This is a genomic window from Sphingopyxis soli, from assembly GCF_018682675.1.
Lineage (GTDB): Bacteria > Pseudomonadota > Alphaproteobacteria > Sphingomonadales > Sphingomonadaceae > Sphingopyxis > Sphingopyxis soli.
The window spans coordinates 1-21069 of sequence record NZ_JAFMTR010000050.1; the positions used below are offsets into that span (position 1 = coordinate 1).

Below are 21069 nucleotides of genomic sequence, written 5' to 3' on the forward strand. Positions count from 1 at the left end.
CGGCATCATCATCCCCGACACCGCCAAGGAAAAGCCGCAGGAAGGCGAAGTCGTCGCCGTCGGGCCGGGCGCCCGCGCCGAGGATGGCACGGTGACCGCACTCGACGTCCAGGTCGGCGACCGCATCCTGTTCGGCAAATGGTCGGGCACCGAAGTCCGTATCGACGGCGAGGAGCTGCTCATCATGAAGGAGAGCGACATCCTTGGCGTCATCGAGCAGGCCGCGGCGCGCAAGAAGGCGGCCTGACGCCGCATCCATCCAGCAACTGAAAGGACATCAAGAAGGAGGTCAAAATGGCTGCCAAGGAAGTGAAATTTGCGTCGGACGCGCGTGATCGCATGCTGCGCGGCGTGGATACGCTTGCGAATGCAGTGAAGGTCACGCTGGGCCCCAAGGGCCGCAACGTGGTGATCGACAAAAGCTTCGGCGCGCCGCACATCACCAAGGATGGCGTCACCGTCGCCAAGGAAATCGAGCTTGCCGACAAATTCGAGAATATGGGCGCACAGATGCTGCGCGAGGTCGCGTCGAAGCAGAACGACAAGGCGGGCGACGGCACGACCACCGCAACGGTGCTCGCGCAGGCGATCGTTCGCGAAGGCTCGAAGGCGGTAGCCGCGGGGATGAACCCGATGGACGTCAAGCGCGGCATCGATCTTGCCGTGAACACCGTCGTCGAAGACCTCAAGGCGCATGCCAAGAAGGTCGACGCCAACAGCGAGATCGCGCAGGTCGCGACGATCTCGGCCAATGGCGACGAAGAGGTCGGCCGGATCCTCGCCGAGGCGATGGAAAAGGTCGGCAACGAGGGCGTGATCACCGTCGAAGAGGCGAAGAGCCTTGCGACCGAGCTCGAGACGGTCGAGGGCATGCAGTTCGACCGCGGTTACTTGAGCCCCTATTTCATTACCAATGCCGAGAAGCTGAAGGTCGAACTGGACGACCCCTATATCCTCATCCACGAAAAGAAGCTGTCGAACCTGCAGGCGATGCTGCCGCTGCTCGAAAGCGTCGTGCAGTCGGGACGGCCGCTGCTCATCATCGCCGAGGATGTCGAGGGCGACGCGCTCGCGACGCTCGTCGTTAATCGCCTCCGCGGCGGGCTCAAGGTCGCGGCGGTCAAGGCACCGGGCTTCGGCGACCGCCGCAAGGCGATGCTCGAGGATATTGCGGTGCTCACCGGCGGCAATGTCGTCAGCGAGGAACTCGGCATCAAGCTCGAGAACGTCACGATCAACATGCTCGGCCGCGCGAAGAAGGTCGTCATCGACAAGGACAACACGACGATCGTCGATGGCGTCGGCGCGAAGTCCGACATCGAGGGCCGCGTCGCGCAGATCCGCCAGCAGATCGAGACGACCGCGAGCGATTACGACCGCGAGAAGCTGCAGGAGCGGCTCGCCAAGCTCGCGGGCGGCGTCGCGGTGATCCGCGTCGGCGGTGCGACCGAGGTCGAGGTCAAGGAAAAGAAGGACCGCGTCGACGACGCGCTCCACGCAACGCGCGCAGCGGTCGAGGAGGGCATTCTTCCCGGCGGCGGCATTGCGCTGCTCCGCGCGCTGAAAGCGCTCGAAGGCCTCAAGGCTGCGAACGACGACCAGCAGTCGGGCATCGACATCGTCCGCCGGGCGCTGCGCGCGCCGGCGCGCCAGATCGCCGACAATGCCGGCGGGGACGGCGCCTGGATCGTCGGCAAGCTGCTCGAAAGCGAGGAGTATAACTGGGGCTTCAACGCCGCCACCGGCGAATATCAGGACCTCGTCAAGGCAGGCGTGATCGACCCGGCGAAGGTCGTGCGTACCGCGCTGCAGGATGCGGCGTCTGTCGCCTCGCTGCTGATCACGACCGAGGCACTCGTCGCCGAGCTGCCGAAGGAGGAGAAGGCCGCAGCCGTACCGGCGATGGACTTCTGATCAACCGGGGGCGGCGGGAAATGCCGCCGCCCTCCTTCGCCCTGGCAGGAAGGACGATAACGGACGATCAGTTATGCCCTCTAGCGAGCACAGCCTTCGAAGCTGCGCCGCGCCCAACAGGGCTCAGCACGCAGGCAAGCCGAGTTGCTCGTCGCCAGCAAAGATCGTGGGCGCGCGACCACAGCCGCGAGAAGGAAACCGCGCTCTGCAGTTCCGTCGGCGAAGATTTCGACAAAAAGCTCATGAGCGACTAAAATGGCCGCTTCCAGATTGTCCGGCTTGAAATCGCGAGAGCCGCACGGCCGACATCGATTTGCAGAACCTCCTCAATTTCTCCAACCGCTGTCGCGAGCAGCGCGCTCGGCGGCAACGTCAAAGGGATCCCCTGCCATCATAGCTGCGGCAGCTGCTGACAGTTCGCCCGAGGATGCTTGGCGATACTCCTGACTTCCCCGCCCGCCGATCGCGCGCTCCAGCTCCCAACGGCCGCCGTCGCGGCAACCTATGCCGGACAGGTCGCGGGCCTCAAAGCTGCGGCACGCGCGCCCTTGTCTGTCGCGGAAGCTCAGCCGGATGCGGATTTCGGCATTCGCCAACTGATCCGAGGCGAGTTGGGTTTCGAGTGCGTCGGCGAGCGCGCCCGAGGCTACCAACCTACCATTCACAGAAGCAATATCCGCCGCAGGTGCCCACGGTCTAAGGCCGATCGTCAGTCCGAGCACCAGCGATGCGGCGATCGCACCCCAATGCACGGGCGCAAACGACCCGCGTTTCGCATTACGCCGAGCAGCCATGCTGGTATCGACGCCGGGTTCGACCAGCAGCGCGCGCAGCCGCTCTGGCACCAACTCCTCGGCAATGGGAGCAAAATGCGCCGACAGCTTCGCGGTCAGCGCTCGATAGCGGGCGATTTCAGCGGCAAGTGCGGCATCGCTTTCAGCCTCCCGTTCGATACGGCGCGCGGTCAGGTCGTCCAGTTCGCCATCGACGAACGCCGCGATCGTGCCAGGGTCGAAACTCATGCCGCTTCTCCGAGATAGTGCATCAACGTCTCTCTGCCACGCGCAAGGCGCGAGGTGACGGTGCCGATCGGCACCTCCAATATGTCGGCGGCTTCGCGATAGGCATAGCCTTCGACAAGGACGAGCATGACCACTTCGCGCTGCTCGTCCGGAAGCTGGGCCATAGCGGTATCCACGTCGCCGCGCAGCGCCCCGGCCTCGACCTCGGCTGCGCCGTCACCTGCGACCTGCGTGGCCGCGTCGTCGATCGGGGCATGAACGCCGCGCCGACCCGCGGCGCGGCGCTCGTCGATCCAGATATTGCGGGTGATGCGGTACATCCAACTGTCCAGTCTCGTGCCTTGTTGCCACTGATCGCGCGATTTCAGCGCGCGTTCGATCGCTGCCTGGCACAAATCATCTGCGTCGCTTGCATGGCGTGCCAATCCGCGCGCGAACCGGCGCAGCCGCGGCAGTAATTCGACCAGTTCCTCTTCGAAGCGCATATTCGCCTTTTCATCCGATCCGAGGAAGAAACGACGCCACCCTATCGTTTCTTCCGCATGATGCTAAATTTTTTGGGCCCCGTGCGTTCGACATGGATCAGCCCCGGCCGAGCAAGGACGAGCGATGCGAAAATGGACCGCCCTGATATTGATCTTTGCCTTGCCGATGTCGGGCACGGCGCAGCGCGTCACCGCCCAGATCGCACTGCCGCCGGCTCAGCTGCCCGATGCCGCGCGCACGCTTCCGCCCTTGCCAAACCTTGGGCCGAATGTCGGCGCCGAGCCGCTGGCGCGCATCGGCGATACGCTCGCCCAGGCGCGGATCGACCGGATCACGAACCTACTGCGCGATCATCGCGACCGGATCGAACCCGACCACGGCGGCCAGCCTGCGGTGCGCGGAATATTGATCGCGACGGGCATCGACGATGCGATGATTGCGCGCGCAACGGAAAAAGGCTTTCGCCTGCTGGAGCGCGATCGCATCGAAGGTCTGGACCTCGACATCGTCCGCTTCGCGGTCCCCGACGGACGCAGCCTCGCGCGCGCGCAAAAGCAGCTTGCGAAGCTGCTCCCCGATGCCGAGGTCGATGTCGACCACATTTATTTCACGAGCGGTCCCGGTAGCCCGCTCCCCGCCGCCACGCTGGCGAGGGCCGCTGCCTCCGGCAAGGCATCGCTCGGGCTGATCGACGGCGGCGTGGCCGCGCATCCGGCGGTCACGGGGCGCGTTTCGCAGCGCGGCTTCGCCGCCGGAGCACCTGTCGCCAGCAGCCACGGCACCGCGGTCGCCTCGCTGCTGGTCGGCAGCGGCCCGGTGCAAGGATCGGCGCCCGGACAGCGGCTGCTCGCCGCCGACGTCTATGGCGCCGACCCCGCGGGCGGCAATGCGAGCACCATCGCGCGGGCGCTTGGCTGGCTCGCGCAAAACGGCGTTGCGGTGACGACAATCAGCCTCGTCGGGCCCGACAACAAGCTGTTGGCGCTCGCGGTTTCGCGTGCGCAGCAGCGCGGTATGCTGATCGTCGCGGCGGTCGGTAACGACGGCCCGGCTGCGCCCCCCGCCTACCCCGCCTCCTACAGAGGTGTGTTCGCCGTAACTGGGGTCGACGCGAGGAACCGCGCGCTTCCGGAGGCTGGACGCGCGCGCCACGTGGACTTCGCAGCGCCCGGCGATGACGTGCTGGCGGCGACCGGGCCAGACTCCGTCGACCGGCTGCGCGGCACATCCTTCGCTGCGCCGCTCGTCGCGGGACGGCTCGCGCTTCACTATCCTACACCGGCAATCGATCGCATCGGTCCTGCCGTTTCCGCGCTAGTCATGGAGGCGCGAGACCTTGGCCAGCGGGGCCGCGACAAGACTTACGGGCACGGCCTTATTTGCGGCGATTGCGGCGGCCGCTGACCGTGCCGGCATTTTTTTGGAAGAAGTTCGAACGCGCCATCGTTCTTCGAGGCAGGCCCTCCCCTCCGGGCCGCAAGACGAAGGAGACGGACAATGGCAAATCGACTTTTCACCTCGGCCCTCGCGCTTGCCGCGTCGGCCATGGCGTTTTCGGCGCCCGCCTCGGCGCAGCTGCTCGGCGGCAGCGGCGGGCTTGGCGGCAACCTTGGCGGCAACCTTGGCGGCACGCTCGGCAACCCGACCGGCCCGATCGGCGGTACCCTCGGCACCGCCGGCGAGATCACCGGATCGGGCCGCGGAGATGCCCGCGTCGATCGCCGCTCGGGCCGCGTCCAAGGTATGGGCAGCGCCGATGCGAATGGCAAGGCCTCGGCCAATGGCAACGCCGATCTGCTAGGCAGCACAATCGGCGGTAACGCCGCCGGATCGGGCAGCGCATCGGGCAGCGACAGCATCGACGCACAGGGGGTCGGCACCGATCTCGTCGGCCAGACCGCGCGTGGCGCCGTCAACACCGCACAGGACACTGCTTCGACCGCAACCGACACCGCGCGCGGTGCGGTCGGGACTGTCCGCGACTGGGCCGGCGGCGCGCTATCGAACGTCTCGGGCAGTGCCAGCGGCGCCGGGTCGGCCGCGGGCAGCTCCCAGGGCAGCCTGGGGCAGCTTGCCGCAGCGGGCAGCGGCGCGGCGAGCGGCAACGGCATGTTCGCCGTCACCCCCGGCATGCCCGTCACCGACCCGCGTGGCAAGGTGATCGGTTATGTGCAGGAACTGCGCCAGACGGGGCGCGGCATTGTCGAGGCGGTGACGGTCGAGGTTGGCAACCGCACCGCAACGCTTCCTGCCGCCAGCTTCGTCGGCTCAGGCGACGTGCTCGTGAGCGGGATGACCGGGGGCCAGCTCAAGAAAGCGGCCGAAAAGCAGAATAGCAGCGAGTAATCGACCGAAGGGGAGATCGGCTACGAACCCACTTGACGCCGATCGTTAACTGGGCGGGCCCTGATGTGGCCCGCCCCAATTTTCGTTCGAGAATGGCCGGTTTCGGCCTGGCGGCTTTCAGGCGGCGAACCTTAAGAAGCGGACGTTCGAAACCGATCGGGCGGCGATGACAGCTCGCAACCGATTGCGGATGCTTAAGCCGCTTCTTCTTCAACCCCGAGCCCGTCAAAGAACCCATCGAAGTCGAAAGCACTTCAGGAAGCGGTCATGCGGCTTCCGCTTCATTGCGGATACCCGCGATGGGCATCCCCGCTGTTCAGAAGCACCGTGATATTAGGCGTAGGTGCTGGCCCACATACCGCTGAGTGCCGTGCTCGACCTGATCGACAAGCTGCTGGTCATCCTTTCGAAATAGTGCCTGTAACAAAGTCGTTGATAGAGCGAGATTGCCTGACACCAGTTTCACCGCGATAGCCGTGCCGCCGAACAGCCATGCTTTGGGCTGATGGCCGGTCGGACAAGAGGCGCCTTCGTCGTCGAACAGCGCCAGCCATGCTTTTTGCTGGCTCTTCGATGCAAGAGTGAGATGGCGAACCGTGCCCGCATCGATCTCGCCACCGCGATAGAGGGTTCGGATGCGCGGGAGCAGATTGCCGAGCGCGAGGATGCGCTCCACCGCGCGCGGCTCGAACCCGAAGCTGTCGGCGACCTCCTCGACCGACCGCCCCGCCTTCACGAGCGCGACGAATGCTTCCCGCTGGCTGACCTCATCGGGCTGCAAGCACCCCCGCTGCCCGGCCGACTATGGCCGTCTCACCTGGGTCACGCGCGAACTCGCCCACCAGCGGATCAACGTCACGATCGAAACCGTCCGCCGCTGGCTGCACGGGCTCTCGATGCCGCGGCGCGAGAAGATGACCGCGTTGGCAAAGATTTTGCAGGTCGATGAGACATGGCTGGCGATGGGGGTGCAACCCGTGACCGAGGCCGTGCCGCAGAGCCGTGTTGATCTGCTCGAAGCGGTTCTTCGGGAAATCGAAGACACGACCGACGACGCAAAGATCAAGGAACTCATCGCTCGCACGCGAAAATGAGCGAATTTTGAATTTGTTGGGTAAGTTGTTGGGTAAGGCCTGATTTCCACTCCGGATTTCAGGTTTTTCTATTTGAAATACCAACGTTTCTTAGGAGAAGGTTTGGATGCCCCGTGAGGATTCGAACCTCAATAGACGGAATCAGAATCCGTAGTCTTACCATTAGACGACGGGGCAATGAGGCGGGCGCAATATGATTGCGCGGCCGTCCTGTCAAGGCCGCTGCGTCGACCTGCAACAGTCTGCTTGCCCTCCCGCATTTCGCCGCTAGCATCGCGCCATAACAAGAGGGGCCGCGCCCTGGCGCAGGCCCCGCACATGGAGGTGGGTTGATGCGTCATGTCGCGATCGTCGGGTCGGGTCCGGCGGGATATTATACCGCCGAAACATTGCAGAAAGCCGACGATATCGCGATCGACGTCATCGACCGGCTGCCCGTTCCCTATGGCCTGATCCGCACCGGCGTCGCCCCCGATCACCAGTCGATCAAGGCGGTCTCGCGCCGCTACGAAGGCGTCGCGCTCACCGACAACGTCCGCTTCGTCGGCCATGTCTCGGTCGGCACCGACGTCGGCATCGATGAACTGACGAGCCTCTATGACGCGGTGGTGCTGGCGACCGGCGCCCCGCACGACCGTCCGCTCGATATCCCCGGCGCGGAACTCCCCGGAGTGATCGGCAGCGCGGCCTTCGTCGGCTGGTACAACGGCCATCCCGATTTCGCGAAGCTCGATCCCCCGCTCGATGCCCCCGGCGTCGTGGTCGTCGGCAACGGCAATGTCGCGCTCGACGTCGCCCGCATCCTTGCCAAGACCCCGGAGGAGTTCGCGGGCAGCGATATCGTGTCGCACGCCCGCGCGGCGCTTTCCGACAGCGCGGTGCGCGAGATCCACATCCTCGGCCGCCGCGGCCCGCACCAGATCGCGATGACCCCCAAGGAGCTTGGCGAGCTCGGCCATCTCGAGCGCGCGAGCCCGCGCGTCGACCCCGCCGACCTCCCCGACGAGGGCGCCGACGCGATGCTCGAACCCGGGATGCGCAAGTCGGTGACGCACCTCCGCAGCTTCGCAGCCAACCCGGTCGCGAAGCCGGTGACGATCGAGTTCGATTTCTTTGCGATGCCCGTCCGCATCGAAGGCGACGGCCGCGTCGAGCGCGTGATCGTCGAACGCACGACGCTCGACGCCGACCTGCGCAGCCACGGCACCGGCGAAACCTATGCGATCGACGCGGGGCTGGTGATCAGCTGCATCGGCTATCAGACCCCGCCGATCCCCGGTGTCCCCTATGAGCATGGCCGCGGCCGGTTCGCGAGCGACGAGGGGCGGGTGCTTCCGGGTCTCTATGCGGTGGGCTGGGCCCGGCGCGGCCCGTCGGGAACGATCGGGACAAACAAGCCCGACGGCACCCGCATCGCCGAAATGGTACTGGAGGACATCGGGCGCGGGGCGGGCAAGGCCGGGCGCGCCGCGCTCGACGCGCTGCTCGCGAGCCGCGGTATCGTGCCTGTCACCTTCCGCGACTGGCGCAAGATCGAAGCCGCCGAGATCGCGGCCGCGCTCGACGGCAACCCGCGCGAGAAATTCACCAGCGTCGAGGCGATGCTCGCCGCGATCGGACGGTGAGCCCCGGCCGGGACGGCATCCGCGCACTGCTGCGCTGGCTGCTCGCGCTGGCCTATGCCTATGCAGGCTATCGCCACCTCGCGACCCCCGCGCCCTTCCTGGCGATCACGCCCGATTGGGCACCGCAGCCCGAATTCGTCGTCGCCGCGACCGGCGTCGCCGAGCTGGCGGGCGCCATCGGACTGACGATCCCGCAGACGCGCAAGGCCGCGGGCTGGGGGCTCGCCCTCTATGCACTCTGCGTCTGGCCCGCCAATTTCCACCACGCGCTTGCGAACGTCGCGATCAACGGCGAAACGCTGAGCTGGTGGTACCACGGACCGCGCCTCGCCGCGCAGCCGCTGATCATCTGGTGGGCGCTATGGGCGGGCGGCGCGACCGACTGGCCGTTCCGTCGCCGCTAGCCCCTATTTCGCGACCGGCGTCTCGATCGGCGGCTCGCCCTTCTGGCTCGCGGCATAGGCCTCGACCGCCTTCAGCACGCGCAGCATGTTGCCGCTGGCGATCTTTTCGAGTTCGGCCTGCGAATAGCCGCGCTTCGCGAGTTCGGTGAACAGCGCCGGATAGCCCGACACATCCTCCATGCCGACCGGCGCCGAATCCATCCCGTCGTAATCGCCGCCGAGCCCGATATGATCGACCCCGATCGTCTTCTTCAGATGATCGATATGGTCGGCGACCTTCTGGACATTGGTCTTCGGCACCGGGTTCGCCGCGTCCCACGCCGCCAGCGCCGCCTTCGCCGCCACCGGATCGCCGGGATAAAGCGCCTTCAGCCGTGCATCCTCGGCGGTGCGCGCGAGCCCCTGCACGCGGACGTCGGCGTCGAGGAAGCTCGGCAGGAAGACGACCATGACAATCCCGCCGTTCGCCTTGACCAGCGGTTGGACGCTGTCGGGGACGTTACGCGGATGCGGGTTCACCGCGCGCACGCCCGAGTGGCTGAATATCACCGGCGCCTTGGCAACCTCCAGCGCGTCCTTCATCGTCGCCTCGCTGACATGGCTCAGGTCGACGATCATGCCGATGCGGTTCATCTCGCGCACGACCTGCCGGCCGAAATCGTTGAGGCCATCAAGCACGGGCGCGTCGGTCGCGCTGTCGGCCCAGGGGATGTTTTTCGAATGCGTCAGCGTCATGTAGCGTACGCCGAGGTCGTACATCTGGCGCAGTACCGCGAGCGACGAGCCGATCGACTGGCCGCCCTCCATCCCCATCATCCCGGCGATCTTGCCCGCCTTCATCGCCTTTTCGAGTTCGGCGCTGCTCGCCGCGAGCGCGAGGTCGTTGGGGTAGCGCGCGACGAGCCGCTTGGTGACGTCGATCTGCTCGAGCGTCTGCTGCACCGCCTGCTGCTCGTTCGTATTCGCGGGCACATAGACCGACCAGAATTGCGCGCCGACATGGCCCTTGCGCAGACGCTGGAGATCGGTGTGCATCGCGATCACCGGCGGGGTCGCATCGGGCTTCGCAGTGTCGGTCGTGTCGACGAAATCGAAGCCGTTGATGACATTGCCCTCGCGCCCGCGCAGCGCCCATGGCACGTCGTTGTGCCCGTCGAACACCGGCGCCTTCTTCAGCGCGGCTTCGGCGGTCGCCTCGGGCGACTTCTGGGCCATGGCGGGAGTGGAGATCAGGGCGAATGCGGCGAGGCCGACAAGCAGGGGGGCTTTGTTCATGGCGCGCGACCCTAACGCGTCGATCGGATGGCGCAAGCCCGGGACGGAGCGGAAGGCCACAAGGGCGAGCGGTTTGTTTCACGCAAAGGCGCGAAGAAGATAAAATCCCGCACAAGGACACAAAGAGGGCGCGCGCCCACGCGGAGGGCAGCTTGTCGCCGCAGGTGACCATAAAGGCGCTTCGCGCGATTATGGCGCTGCGGTTGCTGGCGTCCAGCGCCCTTCTTGTGTCCTTGTGCGATATCCGTTTCTCTTCCCTTCTTCGTGCCTTTGCGCCTTTGCGCGAGATTTTTTCCGCGACGCGCCCGCGGGTCAGACTTGCCTTGACGTTCGCGTAAACCCCGCCCAGCATCGGGCGATGACAGCCTTCGACGACTGGCGCGCCCGCTCGCCCTATTATGACGAAACCCACGACGCGCTCGCGCAGAGCGTCCGCCGTTTTGTCGAGCGCGAGATCGCGCCGCATATCGACCGCTGGGAGGCCGACGGCGAATTGCCGCGCGAACTCCATAAGAAAGCCGCCGAAGCGGGCATCCTCGGCCTCCGCTATCCCGAGCAATATGGCGGGCATTCGGAAGGCTTCGACAATTTCCACAGTCTCGTCCTCACCGAGGAACTCGCCGCGGTCGGCGCCGGGGGTCTCGGCGCCTCGCTGATGACGCACGGCATCGGCCTGCCGCCGATCCTCGCGCTCGGTTCCGAGGAACTGAAACAGCGCATCGCGCCGCCGGTGCTGAGCGGCGAGAAGATCATCGCGCTCGGTATCACCGAAGCGGGCGGCGGCAGCGACGTCGCCAATCTCAAGACCACGGCCGTCAGGGATGGCGACCACTACATCGTCAACGGCGGCAAGATGTTCATCACCAGCGGGATGCGCGCCGACTGGCTGACCTGCGCCGTGCGCACCGGCGGCCCCGGCGCCGCGGGCATCTCGCTGCTGCTGATCGACATGGACAGCCCCGGCGTCGAGCGGACGCGGCTCGACAAGATGGGCTGGCGCTGCAGCGACACCGCCGCGATCCACTTCAGCGACGTCCGCGTCCCCGCCGAGAATCTGATCGGGCCGGAGAATGGCGGCTTCATCGGCATCATGCGCAATTTCAACAGCGAGCGGCTCGGCATGGCGATGGGCTGCTGCGCGATGGCGCGCGTCGCGATGGCCGAAGCCGCCGAATGGGCGCAGCAACGCGAGACCTTTGGGCGGCCGCTCGTCGGCCACCAGTCGATCCGCATCAAGCTCGCCGACATGGAACGCCAGATCGAGGCGACACAGGCTTGGGTCGACCTCTGCGCCTGGCAGGTGAAAGAAGGCAAGGACCGCCCCGCCGACTTCGCGATGCTCAAGGTGCAGGCGACACGGATGCTCGAAGCCGTCGCGCGCGAGGCAGCGCAGATACTCGGCGGCGCGAGCTATATCACCGGCAGCAAGGTCGAACGCATCTACCGCGAGGTCCGCGTCAACGCGATCGGCGGCGGCAGCGAGGAAATCATGCTGGATCTGGCGGGTCGGCAACTGTTCGGAGGGAAGCGCTAGGCGGTGTGCGTCAAGCCTTGCTGGGGAGGGAAGCCGTAAATCAACTGGCCATTCTCGCAAACGAAGCGGGCTGGTATTTTGGGATTATTCAGGTCCCTCTTTCCTCGCTCCAACCAAGTTGCCTCCCACTTGGCAAAAAGTCCCTCCAACTGAGGAGGAGACATGCGATAGACCGCAGACAACTCGATTCCACGATAGAAGGCGAACAGCCAATCGACTGACCTGAAGTGCCTCAAAATTGCATCGTTAAGATGATGGTGCGTCGAGAAGCTGCGGGTCAACGACAGGTTCATCGTCTTGATCTCAAACTCCCTTCCCGACCTGTCTATCGCGTCACTTCCCGCTCGACCTGCAACAATCGTCAAATCCAGCTCGATCAATAGCTGAAGAAGCTTCCCGCCGTTGTCCTGGAAAATGTCTGAAATCCCATGCGCGGAGGCGAGAGCCTGATACTCCCGTAACGCCGGGAACAAGCGATCGAGCCGCGCCTTGTCTTTATGTGGTTTCAGCATTCTTCTTGCCTTAGCAGTTCACTAACGCTGACGCCCAAAGCCACAGCCAAGCGCTCAATATTGTCCAGAGAGATGTTCCGCTCTTGCCTTTCGACCGAACCGACGAAAGTCCGATGCAAGTGGGCCAAATCCGCTAACGCCTCTTGACTCATACCCATCGATGAGCGCAGCCGACGCAAGTTCGTTGCCAGAATGTTCCTTGTGTTTCCACCCGATTTGTGCATGGTCACAGAGACGGCGCTTGATGCCTCTATGTCTACAGCATTTGAGTAGCAGTTAGGATGATTTTCGATGCAAAGTGCCTATCGAACTGAATTTGGTGAAGCTTTTTCAGGAGACTCACTAGATTTGCTTCGGCAGATGCAGAATGAAAGCATTGATCTTGTCATTACGTCACCCCCCTTCGCGTTACAGCGCGAGAAGGAGTACGGAAATAAAGATCAGGCAAGCTACATCGACTGGCTAACAGAGTTCGCCCAGCTTGTTTTTAAGAAACTGAAACCGAGCGGTAGCTTTGTGCTCGATCTTGGTGGCGCTTACCAAAAAGGCGTCCCTTCGCGTAGCTTATATAATTTCCGCGTGCTTATAAAGTTCTGCGACGAGCTTGGCTTTCATTTGGCTCAAGAATTTTTCTGGAACAATCCATCGAAGCTTCCGAGCCCCATAGAATGGGTGAATAAAAGAAAAATTCGAGTTAAAGACTCAGTAAATACAATTTGGTGGTTTAGTAAAACTGAATGGCCAAAGGCAGACATAAGCAGGGTTCTGGTTCCATATAGCGATCGAATGAAAAAACTTCTCGACAACCCTGATCGATATTATTCGGCTGCGCAGAGGCCGAGCGGCCACGGCATCTCAAAGGGCTTCGCTACGGACAATGGGGGTGCTATTCCGAGCAATCTCCTCAATATTGCAAACTCCGAAAGCAACGGTAACTATACGAAAGACTGTAAATTGATTGGGGCGCGGGTTCACCCGGCACGTTTTCCTGCCAAAATTCCAGAATTCTTCATAAAAATGCTGACGGAGGAGAATGACTTGGTCGTGGATATATTCGGTGGTTCAAACACTACGGGTCGCGCGGCTGAAACTGAGGCCCGTCGCTGGATAAGCTGCGATTTGAACCCTGAGTATGTAGCCGCATCAGCATTGCGATTTTTGCCGAGCAGCATGTCCAAAGACGAAAAGTTCGACGTCTATACACGTATCGTGAATGGCGAGACTTTAGACTTACAGGATGATATGCCAATGGCTGCCGAATGAACGCTCCTAGTCCTTTTGTGGGGGACGCCGAAACCTTGCTCGACGACCTCGTCGACCTTCGCCGCGCCATCCACCGCGAGCCTGAACTCGGGCTGCAAAACCCGAAGACGCTTGCGAAGATCAAGACCGCGCTCGCCGGGCTCCCGCTCGAATATCGCGAGGGGCCGTCGACCACCGGGCTGGTCGCGATCCTGCGCGGTCCCGCCAACGGACGCACCGTGCTGCTGCGCGGCGACATGGATGCGTTGCCTTTGCTCGAAGAGACCGGTCTCGATTTCTCGTCGGAGATCAACGGCGCGATGCACGCCTGCGGGCACGACACGCATGTCGCGATGCTCGTCGGTGCGGCGAAGCTGCTCTGTGCGGCGCGCGACCGCCTGCCCGGCACCGTGATGTTCATGTTCCAGCCGGGTGAGGAAGGGCATCATGGCGCGCGCTTCATGCTGGAGGACGGGATTATCGACCCGCTCCCCGACGCCGCCTTCGCGCTCCACATCATGCCCAACGCGCCGCACGGCATCTTTGCCGGGCGCGCAGGACCGCTGCTTGCCTCGTCCGACGTGCTGAACATCTCCGTCAAGGGGGCGGGCGGGCACGCCTCGATGCCGCACGACAGCATCGATCCGATCCCCGTCGCCTGCGCGATCGTCACGGCGATCCAGACGATGGTGACGCGCCGCATCTCGGTCTTCGACCCCGCGGTCGTGACGATCGCGAAGATCGCTGCGGGCACGACGAACAATATCATTCCCGAGACCGCCGAGATGCTCGGCACGATCCGCACCCTGTCGCCCGAGCGCCGCGGACACGTCGCGCGCGAACTGAAGCGCCTCGCCCCCGCGATTGCCGAGGCGCATGGCTGCACCGCCGAGGTCCGGATCGACGAGGGCTTTCCCGTCACCATCTGCGACGCGCGCGCGGTCGCGTTCGGCCAGTCGGTCGTCGAGGAGACCTTCGGCGAGGAGGCGTGGCTGACGATGGACAATCCGGTGATGGGTGCCGAGGATTTCTCCTACGTCCTCGAAAAGGTACCCGGCGCGATGTTCTGGCTCGGCGCAAGCGAGGCGGGCAGCGACTGGCGCCAGTGTTGCGGGCTGCACAGCAACCACATGGTCCTCGACGAAAAGGTGATGGCGCGCGGCGCGGCGCTCCACGCGGCGCTCGCGGAACGGTTCTTGAACGAGGGGTTCGGGTAGGAAAATTGCTTCACGCAAAGGCGCAAAGCCACCAAGAAAGAGATAAGGTGAACGTCGAGGAACTGGCCAGCATAGCCGTCGATTGTGGCTTCCATCTCCATAAGGAATTGGGTCCCGGATTGCTGGAATCGGCCTATGAGGCGATCATGGCCGACCAGCTTGCGCGGCGAGGGCTGAACGTCCTTCGCCAAGTGCCTATCCCGCTTCGTTACGGGGGCGTCGAACTTCCCGAGGGGTTTCGAGCCGATCTGTTGATCGAGGGCCGGTTGCTCGTCGAATTGAAATCCGTTGAACGCCTATCGCCGCTCCATGGGAAACAAGTGCTGACCTATCTTCGCCTGCTCGACATGCCGCTCGGCCTTCTCATCAATTTCGGCGGGGAGACGTTCAAGGAGGGCGTGAAGCGCATCGTCAACAACCACCGTCGTTAGCGTTCTTCTTTGTGCCTTTGTGCCTTGGCGTGAGACGTTACGACCTCGACTTGGCAAACAGCCTGACGGCCCTAAGTTTCCGTCCGGCATAAATTCAAAAGGACCGCGCCATGATCAACATCCTCAGCGCCATTATTTCAGGCCTGATCATCGGCGCGCTCGCGCGCTTCTTCTATCCCGGCGCGGTGCAGATGGGCTGGATCGCGACCATCCTGCTCGGCATCGGCGGGTCGCTGCTCGCCGGGCTGGTGACGACGCGCGGCGTGCGCGGCGAGTTTCACCGCGCGGGCTGCCTCGCCTCGATCATCGGCGCGATCGTGCTGATCTTCGTCGGGCGGCTGCTCGGAATCGGCGGTTGAGGAAGAAATATCTCACGCAAAGGCGCAAAGAAGAAGATTAGTTTTGGCGATTGTTGGCTATGCGCTTGACGCCTTCCTTGCAGGTTTCGCCGCCGAAATTGATGAGAAGGCCGAGCGGAAAATCCATCAATCGAAGATAAGTGAGGTCTTGCTTGCCGTGAAGCGGCAATAGCCGCTCCACGGATCTTATTTCGACCAGCAGTGTGCCTTCGATGAGCAAATCGGCCCGAAAGCCCTCAGGCAGTTCAATGCCTCCATATCATATCGGAATGGCCGCCTGTCGCTGAACCTTCAATCCGCGTCGCGACAATTGATTAGCCATAATGGCTTCATAGACCGACTCCAGCAGGCCCGGGCCCAGATTCCTGTGCAGATGGAAGCCGCAGTCGATCGTGACGCGCGCCAGCTCTTCGATATCCAAGCAGCCCCCTTGTTTGCGCCTTCGCGCCTTTGCGTGAGACTATTTCTTGAACAATCCTACGGCACCAGCACCGTATCGTGCGCCTCGGAGAGCAGCTTCGGATAATCCAGCGTATAGTGCAGCCCGCGGCTTTCCTTGCGGTGGAGCGCGCTTTTCACGATCAGGTCGGCGCATTGCAGCAGGTTGCGCAGCTCGATCAGGTCGGTCGTGACGCGGAAGTGGCCGTAATAATCCTCGACCTCCCCGGTCATCATCTTGATCCGGTGCTGGGCGCGCTCCAGCCGTTTCGTCGTGCGCACGATGCCGACATAATTCCACATGAAGCGGCGGATTTCGGTCCAGTTCTGCTTGATCACCACCTCTTCGTCCGAATCGGTGACGCGGCTTTCGTCCCAGGGGCGGATCGCGGGCGGCGGCTCGAGCTGATCCCAGCATCGGACAATATGCTTCGCCGCCGCCTCGCCGAACACGAAGCATTCGAGCAGCGAGTTCGACGCGAGACGGTTCGCGCCGTGGAGCCCGCTCTCGGTGCACTCGCCCGCGGCATAGAGACCCGGCAGGTCGGTGCGCCCGTCGAGATCGATCAATATCCCGCCGCACGTATAATGCTGGGCGGGCACGACCGGGATCGGCTGCTTCGTCATGTCGATGCCGAGCGTCAGCAATTTCTCGTAGATGTTCGGGAAGTGCCCCGCGACGAAATCGGGGTCCTTGTGGCTGATGTCGAGATGGACATAGTCGAGGCCGAAGCGCTTGATCTGGTCGTCGTTGGCGCGCGCGACGATATCGCGCGGCGCCAGCTCCGCGCGCTCGTCATAATCGGGCATGTAGCGGTGGCCGGTGACGGGGTGCTTCAGGATGCCGCCCTCGCCGCGCACCGCCTCCGTAATCAGGAAATTCTTGACCTCGAGATTATAAAGGCAGGTCGGGTGGAACTGCATCATCTCCATGTTCGAGACGCGGCATCCCGCGCGCCATGCCATCGCGATGCCGTCGCCGGTCGCGCCGCGCGGCGCCGTGGAGAATTGATAGACGCGCCCCGCCCCGCCGCTCGCAAGGATCGTCGCGCGGCCGACATGCGCGTGGACCTTGCCGCTCTTCTCGTCGAGCGCATAGACGCCCCAGACGCGGCCCGACCCGGAATAGCGTAGCTCATGGCGTCCGCTAATCAGGTCGATGCACGCCTGTCCCGGCAGCAGGGTGATGTTCGGATGCGCCTCGGCGGTCTTCAGGAGCGCCGCCTGCACCGCCCAGCCGGTCGCGTCGTCGACATGGACGATGCGGCGGTGCGAATGCCCGCCCTCGCGCGTCAGGTGCAGCGCCTCGGCTTCCTTGTTGAAGGGGACGCCCATCTCGATCAGCCGCAGAATCGCGTGGGGCGCATTCTCGACGACGAATTCCACGGTCTCGCGCCGGTTGAGCCCCGCGCCCGCGACCATCGTGTCCTCGATATGATTCTCGAAGGTGTCGCCCGCGTCGAGCACCGCGGCGATCCCGCCCTGCGCCCAGGCGGTCGATCCGCCCGTCAGCTCGCCCTTTGCGAGTACCAGCACGCGGCAATGATCGGCGAGCGCGATCGCGGCGGTGAGGCCCGCCGCGCCGGAGCCGACGATGATGACGTCGTGCTGGCTAGTCGGATCGGCCATCGCCCTTCCCTCTCATACGTTCGTCCTGAGCTTGTCGAAGGACCGTTCTTCTGGAACCGCTAGAGAAAGCACAGCGCTTCGACAAGCTCAGCGGGAACGGGAAGCAAGGGACGCTTTATCAAGCCGCGCGCGTCAGATTCAGGAACACATCCTCCAGATCGGCTTCGCGCGTCGAGACATCGACGATGCCATGCCCCATCGCATTCACCGCGGCGAGCACCTCGCCGGCGTTCATCCGGTCCTTGTTGTAGCTGATCGCAAGGCCGCGTGTCCCATCGCGTTCGACCTTCTCGAACGCCGGATGCGACGGCAACACGGTCACGTCGGCGTCGAGCGTCACCACGACGATCTTCTCGCGCGCCATGTCGACCAGCTCGCGCGTCGGCTTGTTTGCGATCAGCTTGCCATGGTTGATGATCGCGATCCGGTCGCACAGCTCCTCGGCCTCTTCCAGATAGTGCGTCGTCAGCACCACGGTGACGCCGCGGTCGTTGAGGCTCTGCACATATTCCCAGAGCTGCTGGCGCAGTTCGATATCGACCCCCGCCGTGGGCTCGTCGAGCACGATGATCGGCGGCGAATGCACCATCGCCTTCGCGACGAGCAGGCGGCGCTTCATGCCCCCCGACAGCGTGCGGGCATAGGCGTCGCGCTTGTCGCTGAGATGCACCGCGGCGAGCAGTTCGTCCGAAATGCGCCTGTCCTTCGGCACGCCGTACAACCCCGCCTGATTCTCGAGCGTCTCGAACGGCGTGAAGAAGGGATCGAAAACGATCTCCTGCGGCACGATGCCGATCGAATATTTGGCGTTGCGCGGATCGGCGTCGATGTCGAAGCCCCAGATGCTCGCATGGCCGCTCGTCTTGTTGACGAGTCCCGCCAGGATGTTGATCAAGGTCGACTTGCCCGCGCCATTGGGGCCGAGCAGTCCGAAAATCTGCCCGCGCGGCACGTCGAAACTGACATTGTCGAGCGCCCGCTTGCCCCCGGCATAGGTCTTGGAAACGGCGTCGATGCGGATGGCGGCTTCACTCATGGCCGCCTCCATAGCCGCGCGCCTTCGCGCGCGAAAGCCCTCTCGCCGCGGCGAATTCAACCCGATCCGCGCGTTAACGCTAAATTGGCGAGTCGCGCTTATCAGCGACGATGTGAGGACCAGCCACATCATTCGCCCGCTGCCGCTGCAGCAGGGTCTAGCCGCCATTGCGCTCCTGCTCGCGCCCGCCACCGCATCGCCGGCGCTCGCGCAGACGAGTACGCAGGGCGAGGCCGAGGTGATCATCCTGCGGCCGCTTTCCTTCTTTCGGGTCAACGACCTCGATTTCGGCGATATCGTCGCGTCGGGAACCGCAGGAACCGTGCGGCTTGCGCCCGACGGGACGCGCACCCGCACCGGCGGCGCGACGCTCGCCGGCAATGGCGGCGAGCCCGCACGCTTCGCCGGGCTCGGCACCCCGAACCGTCAGGTCAATATCTCGCTCGGATCGAACACGATCTGGATCACCGGGCCGGGCCCGCGGATGCGCGTGCGCGATTTCGAGATCGGATCGACCCCGACCGCGATCCTGTCGACGACGCCGACGCGCTTCACGATCGCGAGCGCACTCGGCAACTATAATTTCCCGGTCGGAGCGACGCTCGAGGTCGGGGCGAACCAGACACCCGGGACCTACAGCGGCACCTTCACGATCACCCTGAATTACCTCTGACAGGCGATTGCGGGCGGGCATCGCGCTTGCTAAAGGCGCGTCGATGACCCAGCCCGCACCCCAGCCCGAGACGATCCGCACGCCCAAGACCCGCATCGCCTGCGACGGCACCGGCGACGGCCTTGCCGACGCCGCGCTCGGCCATCCGCGCGTCTGGCTGGAGATCGATCCCGACCAGGGTTTCGCCGACTGCGGCTATTGCGACCGGCGCTTTGTCCTCGCCGGAGGCATAGCCGACCACGCCTGAACGTTAAGCGCGGCTTTACCATCCCCGCGCATCATCGATTCATGTCCCGATGGCATTAGTCTGTTCCAGACAGGAGCAGAATCGTGGGGATTCGAGGGACCAGCCAGTCGCGAGCGGCGCTCCGCCGCCTCGCCATCGCCGCCGCTGCGGCGGGCACGCTCGCGTGCACTCCGGCCTTTGCCGCGAACCAGACGGGCACCGCCACCTCGGTGGTCGTGCGCCCGAACACCCTCGTCAAGGTCGACGATCTCGATTTCGGGACGATCGCCGCGGGGCCGACCGCGGGTACGGTGACGGTCAATGCGCTGACCGGCGCGCGCACCGCGACCGGCGGCGCGACCCCGGTCGGCACGCTTGCGCAGCGCGCAATGTTCCAGGGTACGGGCGGCATCCTGCTCATCACCGTCAGCGGCGACACCAGCGTGACCCTGACCCGCACCGGCGGCGGCGCGCCTGCGATGACCGCCAGCCTGGTCCGCGCGGCGACGACGAGCGGCGGCGGCATCGCGCTCCTCGGCGGCACCCTGCTGCCGAGCGGCGTCCAGACCTATTATGTTGGCGGGACGCTCAACGTCGGGGCGAACCAGCCCGCGGGCGATTACAGCGGCACGTTCCAGCTCACCGTCAATTATCTCTGAGCGCTGGCGCCGCGGCGCGCGCCCCCCTATATCGGCCGGATGACCAGTCCCACCGATCCCCGCCGCTTCCTCTATCGGACCGATGCGCTCGACCCCGATCTGGCGCAGAAGCTCGCCCGCGAAGCGCTCGCCAAGGCCGACGACGGCGAACTCTACCTCCAGTATCGCGCAACCGAGAGCTTCGGCTTCGACGACGGGCGGCTCAAGACGGCGGACTATTCGACCGATGCCGGCTTCGGCCTGCGCGCCGTGTCGGGCGAGATGACCGGCTTCGCCCATGCCAGCGACATCAGCGCCGGCGCGATCCGCCGTGCTGCGGAGACGCTCGCCTTGCTCGATCCCGCGAACCGGCCGCACGCCGCGCCGCCGCCGCGCACCAACCGCCATCTCTATGACGAGGCGAACCCGCTCGACCTCGTCCCCTTCGCAAAGAAGGTCGAGCTCTGCCAGAAGGTCGACGCCGCGGCGCGCGCGCGCGATCCGCGCGTCGTGCAGGTCTCGGTCGCGCTCGCGGGCAGCTGGTCGGTGGTCGAGATCGTCCGCGCCGACGGCTTCCTGGCGACCGACATCCGCCCGCTCGTCCGCCTCAACGTCTCGATCGTGGTCGAAGAGAATGGGCGCCGCGAGAGCGGCTATTTCGGCCTCGGCGGCCGCTATATGTACGACCATCTGTTCGAGGAGGCGCAGTGGAACCGCGCGATCGACGAGGCGCTGGCGCAGGCGCTCGTCAATCTGCGCGCGGTCGATGCGCCCGCGGGCGAGTTCACCGTATTGCTCGGCCCCGGCTGGCCGGGCGTGCTGCTCCATGAAGCCGTCGGCCACGGGCTCGAGGGCGATTTCAACCGCAAGGGCACCAGCGCCTTTTCGGGCCGCATCGGCGAACGCGTCGCCGCGCCCGGCGTCACCGTCGTCGACGACGGTGCGATGGAAAGCCCGGTCGGCGGCGG

Annotated in this window: 24 protein-coding genes, 1 tRNA gene and 1 pseudogene; 16 read left to right on the forward strand and 10 right to left on the reverse strand. The window is 64.5% G+C overall.

Features of this window, described 5'->3' with window-relative positions:
• Positions 1-247 (forward strand): co-chaperone GroES (locus tag J1N50_RS07145; RefSeq protein ID WP_215351847.1); only part of this gene is annotated, 247 nt, incomplete at its 5' end.
• Between the two features lie 47 nt (positions 248-294).
• Positions 295-1914, forward strand: a complete 1620-nt coding sequence (gene groL, locus J1N50_RS07150) for a chaperonin GroEL (protein WP_215351860.1) — start codon at positions 295-297, stop codon at positions 1912-1914.
• A gap of 326 nt (positions 1915-2240) precedes the next feature.
• Here groL and J1N50_RS07155 read toward each other — a convergent pair whose 3' ends face one another.
• Both J1N50_RS07155 and J1N50_RS07160 read right to left on the reverse strand, forming a co-directional pair.
• Entirely contained in the window at positions 2241-2936 is a 696-nt protein-coding gene (locus tag J1N50_RS07155; protein ID WP_215351863.1) for an anti-sigma factor family protein, read from the reverse strand.
• Positions 2933-3421 carry an RNA polymerase sigma factor gene (locus J1N50_RS07160; protein ID WP_215351876.1) on the reverse strand — a complete coding sequence of 163 codons (489 nt, stop codon included), beginning with the start codon at positions 3419-3421 and terminating at the stop codon, positions 2933-2935. Before J1N50_RS07160 ends, J1N50_RS07155 begins: the two co-directional genes overlap by 4 nt.
• A 124-nt stretch (positions 3422-3545) precedes the next feature.
• Here J1N50_RS07160 and J1N50_RS07165 point away from each other — a divergent pair, with 124 nt between their 5' ends.
• Both J1N50_RS07165 and J1N50_RS07170 read left to right on the forward strand, forming a co-directional pair.
• The gene (locus J1N50_RS07165) at positions 3546-4826 is read left to right on the forward strand and encodes a S8 family serine peptidase (RefSeq protein WP_246553209.1); all 1281 of its coding nucleotides are present in this window, start codon (positions 3546-3548) and stop codon (positions 4824-4826) included.
• Between the two features lie 93 nt (positions 4827-4919).
• Positions 4920-5768, forward strand: coding sequence for a hypothetical protein (locus tag J1N50_RS07170; protein ID WP_215351889.1), 849 nt, complete (start codon positions 4920-4922; stop codon positions 5766-5768).
• Positions 5769-6084: 316 nt separating this feature from the next.
• On the opposite strand, the gene J1N50_RS18005 is transcribed toward J1N50_RS07170, so the two are convergent.
• A complete protein-coding gene (locus J1N50_RS18005) occupies positions 6085-6444 on the reverse strand; it encodes a hypothetical protein (RefSeq protein WP_215351891.1) in 360 nt (119 codons plus the stop codon).
• Here J1N50_RS18005 and J1N50_RS17930 point away from each other — a divergent pair.
• Positions 6434-6862 carry a transcriptional regulator gene (locus J1N50_RS17930; RefSeq protein ID WP_215351894.1) on the forward strand — a complete coding sequence of 143 codons (429 nt, stop codon included), beginning with the start codon at positions 6434-6436 and terminating at the stop codon, positions 6860-6862. The two genes, J1N50_RS18005 and J1N50_RS17930, sit on opposite strands and share 11 nt — an antisense overlap.
• Positions 6863-6965: 103 nt before the next feature.
• On the opposite strand, the gene J1N50_RS07185 is transcribed toward J1N50_RS17930, so the two are convergent.
• A tRNA-Gln gene (locus J1N50_RS07185) sits at positions 6966-7039 on the reverse strand.
• Positions 7040-7194: 155 nt separating this feature from the next.
• Here J1N50_RS07185 and J1N50_RS07190 point away from each other — a divergent pair.
• Positions 7195-8487 carry an FAD-dependent oxidoreductase gene (locus J1N50_RS07190; protein ID WP_215351907.1) on the forward strand — a complete coding sequence of 431 codons (1293 nt, stop codon included), beginning with the start codon at positions 7195-7197 and terminating at the stop codon, positions 8485-8487.
• A complete protein-coding gene (locus J1N50_RS07195; RefSeq protein WP_343227852.1) occupies positions 8484-8891 on the forward strand; it encodes a DoxX family protein in 408 nt (135 codons plus the stop codon). The genes J1N50_RS07190 and J1N50_RS07195 overlap by 4 nt, the downstream gene beginning before the upstream one ends.
• Before the next feature lie 3 nt (positions 8892-8894).
• On the opposite strand, the gene J1N50_RS07200 is transcribed toward J1N50_RS07195, so the two are convergent.
• Positions 8895-10166 (reverse strand): dipeptidase, encoded by a 1272-nt coding sequence (locus tag J1N50_RS07200; protein WP_215351911.1) that lies wholly within the window; start codon positions 10164-10166, stop codon positions 8895-8897.
• A 358-nt stretch (positions 10167-10524) separates the two neighbouring features.
• Between J1N50_RS07200 and J1N50_RS07205 the strand changes: the two genes are divergently transcribed.
• Complete coding sequence (locus J1N50_RS07205) at positions 10525-11700, forward strand: acyl-CoA dehydrogenase family protein (protein WP_215351914.1); 1176 nt, start codon at positions 10525-10527, stop codon at positions 11698-11700.
• Here the strand turns inward: J1N50_RS07205 and J1N50_RS07210 are convergent.
• Positions 11697-12212, reverse strand: a complete 516-nt coding sequence (locus tag J1N50_RS07210; protein WP_197410185.1) for a PDDEXK family nuclease — start codon at positions 12210-12212, stop codon at positions 11697-11699. The two genes, J1N50_RS07205 and J1N50_RS07210, sit on opposite strands and share 4 nt — an antisense overlap.
• A complete protein-coding gene (locus J1N50_RS07215; protein ID WP_058456826.1) occupies positions 12206-12436 on the reverse strand; it encodes a helix-turn-helix domain-containing protein in 231 nt (76 codons plus the stop codon). Before J1N50_RS07215 ends, J1N50_RS07210 begins: the two co-directional genes overlap by 7 nt.
• Before the next feature lie 67 nt (positions 12437-12503).
• Between J1N50_RS07215 and J1N50_RS07220 the strand changes: the two genes are divergently transcribed.
• The 4 genes from J1N50_RS07220 (at position 12504) to J1N50_RS07235 (ending at position 15461) form a co-directional block, all read left to right on the forward strand.
• Complete coding sequence (locus J1N50_RS07220; RefSeq protein WP_215351917.1) at positions 12504-13475, forward strand: DNA-methyltransferase; 972 nt, start codon at positions 12504-12506, stop codon at positions 13473-13475.
• On the forward strand, positions 13472-14671 hold the full coding sequence (locus J1N50_RS07225; RefSeq protein ID WP_215351920.1) for a M20 metallopeptidase family protein: 1200 nt from the start codon (positions 13472-13474) through the stop codon (positions 14669-14671). The genes J1N50_RS07220 and J1N50_RS07225 overlap by 4 nt, the downstream gene beginning before the upstream one ends.
• A 47-nt stretch (positions 14672-14718) precedes the next feature.
• On the forward strand, positions 14719-15102 hold the full coding sequence (locus tag J1N50_RS07230) for a GxxExxY protein (protein ID WP_215351934.1): 384 nt from the start codon (positions 14719-14721) through the stop codon (positions 15100-15102).
• Between the two features lie 110 nt (positions 15103-15212).
• On the forward strand, positions 15213-15461 hold the full coding sequence (locus tag J1N50_RS07235) for a GlsB/YeaQ/YmgE family stress response membrane protein (RefSeq protein ID WP_215351937.1): 249 nt from the start codon (positions 15213-15215) through the stop codon (positions 15459-15461).
• A 37-nt stretch (positions 15462-15498) separates the two neighbouring features.
• Here J1N50_RS07235 and J1N50_RS07240 read toward each other — a convergent pair.
• From J1N50_RS07240 to J1N50_RS07250, 3 genes and pseudogenes are all read right to left on the reverse strand, one after another.
• Positions 15499-15882: pseudogene (locus J1N50_RS07240) on the reverse strand (GxxExxY protein).
• A 56-nt stretch (positions 15883-15938) separates the two neighbouring features.
• Complete coding sequence (nadB, locus tag J1N50_RS07245) at positions 15939-17528, reverse strand: L-aspartate oxidase (RefSeq protein WP_215351940.1); 1590 nt, start codon at positions 17526-17528, stop codon at positions 15939-15941.
• A 118-nt stretch (positions 17529-17646) separates the two neighbouring features.
• Positions 17647-18564, reverse strand: a complete 918-nt coding sequence (locus tag J1N50_RS07250; protein ID WP_215351944.1) for an ABC transporter ATP-binding protein — start codon at positions 18562-18564, stop codon at positions 17647-17649.
• A gap of 112 nt (positions 18565-18676) precedes the next feature.
• On the opposite strand from J1N50_RS07250, the gene J1N50_RS07255 reads away from it, so the two are divergent.
• From J1N50_RS07255 to J1N50_RS07270, 4 genes are all read left to right on the forward strand, one after another.
• Positions 18677-19237 carry a DUF4402 domain-containing protein gene (locus J1N50_RS07255; protein ID WP_343227853.1) on the forward strand — a complete coding sequence of 187 codons (561 nt, stop codon included), beginning with the start codon at positions 18677-18679 and terminating at the stop codon, positions 19235-19237.
• 43 nt (positions 19238-19280) lie between these two features.
• The gene (locus tag J1N50_RS07260) at positions 19281-19484 is read left to right on the forward strand and encodes a zinc-finger domain-containing protein (RefSeq protein ID WP_215351947.1); all 204 of its coding nucleotides are present in this window, start codon (positions 19281-19283) and stop codon (positions 19482-19484) included.
• A gap of 83 nt (positions 19485-19567) precedes the next feature.
• Positions 19568-20122, forward strand: a complete 555-nt coding sequence (locus J1N50_RS17760) for a DUF4402 domain-containing protein (protein WP_215351950.1) — start codon at positions 19568-19570, stop codon at positions 20120-20122.
• Between the two features lie 39 nt (positions 20123-20161).
• The coding region (locus J1N50_RS07270; protein WP_246553213.1) for a TldD/PmbA family protein at positions 20162-21069 on the forward strand (908 nt) is incomplete at its 3' end.

What these genes read in the sequence shown, in the direction of transcription:
- J1N50_RS07210 (WP_197410185.1), bottom strand. Translation starts at nt 12,212, where the DNA reads ATGCTGAAACCACATAAAGACAAGGCGCGGCTCGATCGCTTGTTCCCG.
- J1N50_RS07190 (WP_215351907.1), top strand. Translation starts at nt 7,195, where the DNA reads ATGCGTCATGTCGCGATCGTCGGGTCGGGTCCGGCGGGATATTATACC.
- J1N50_RS07165 (WP_246553209.1), top strand. Translation starts at nt 3,546, where the DNA reads ATGCGAAAATGGACCGCCCTGATATTGATCTTTGCCTTGCCGATGTCG.
- J1N50_RS07225 (WP_215351920.1), top strand. Translation starts at nt 13,472, where the DNA reads ATGAACGCTCCTAGTCCTTTTGTGGGGGACGCCGAAACCTTGCTCGAC.
- J1N50_RS07205 (WP_215351914.1), top strand. Translation starts at nt 10,525, where the DNA reads ATGACAGCCTTCGACGACTGGCGCGCCCGCTCGCCCTATTATGACGAA.
- J1N50_RS07260 (WP_215351947.1), top strand. Translation starts at nt 19,281, where the DNA reads ATGACCCAGCCCGCACCCCAGCCCGAGACGATCCGCACGCCCAAGACC.
- J1N50_RS07220 (WP_215351917.1), top strand. Translation starts at nt 12,504, where the DNA reads ATGCAAAGTGCCTATCGAACTGAATTTGGTGAAGCTTTTTCAGGAGAC.
- J1N50_RS07215 (WP_058456826.1), bottom strand. Translation starts at nt 12,436, where the DNA reads ATGCACAAATCGGGTGGAAACACAAGGAACATTCTGGCAACGAACTTG.
- nadB (WP_215351940.1), bottom strand. Translation starts at nt 17,528, where the DNA reads ATGGCCGATCCGACTAGCCAGCACGACGTCATCATCGTCGGCTCCGGC.
- J1N50_RS07250 (WP_215351944.1), bottom strand. Translation starts at nt 18,564, where the DNA reads ATGAGTGAAGCCGCCATCCGCATCGACGCCGTTTCCAAGACCTATGCC.
- groL (WP_215351860.1), top strand. Translation starts at nt 295, where the DNA reads ATGGCTGCCAAGGAAGTGAAATTTGCGTCGGACGCGCGTGATCGCATG.
- J1N50_RS07200 (WP_215351911.1), bottom strand. Translation starts at nt 10,166, where the DNA reads ATGAACAAAGCCCCCCTGCTTGTCGGCCTCGCCGCATTCGCCCTGATC.
- J1N50_RS07155 (WP_215351863.1), bottom strand. Translation starts at nt 2,936, where the DNA reads ATGAGTTTCGACCCTGGCACGATCGCGGCGTTCGTCGATGGCGAACTG.
- J1N50_RS07235 (WP_215351937.1), top strand. Translation starts at nt 15,213, where the DNA reads ATGATCAACATCCTCAGCGCCATTATTTCAGGCCTGATCATCGGCGCG.
- J1N50_RS07160 (WP_215351876.1), bottom strand. Translation starts at nt 3,421, where the DNA reads ATGCGCTTCGAAGAGGAACTGGTCGAATTACTGCCGCGGCTGCGCCGG.
- J1N50_RS07170 (WP_215351889.1), top strand. Translation starts at nt 4,920, where the DNA reads ATGGCAAATCGACTTTTCACCTCGGCCCTCGCGCTTGCCGCGTCGGCC.
- J1N50_RS17930 (WP_215351894.1), top strand. Translation starts at nt 6,434, where the DNA reads ATGCGCTCCACCGCGCGCGGCTCGAACCCGAAGCTGTCGGCGACCTCC.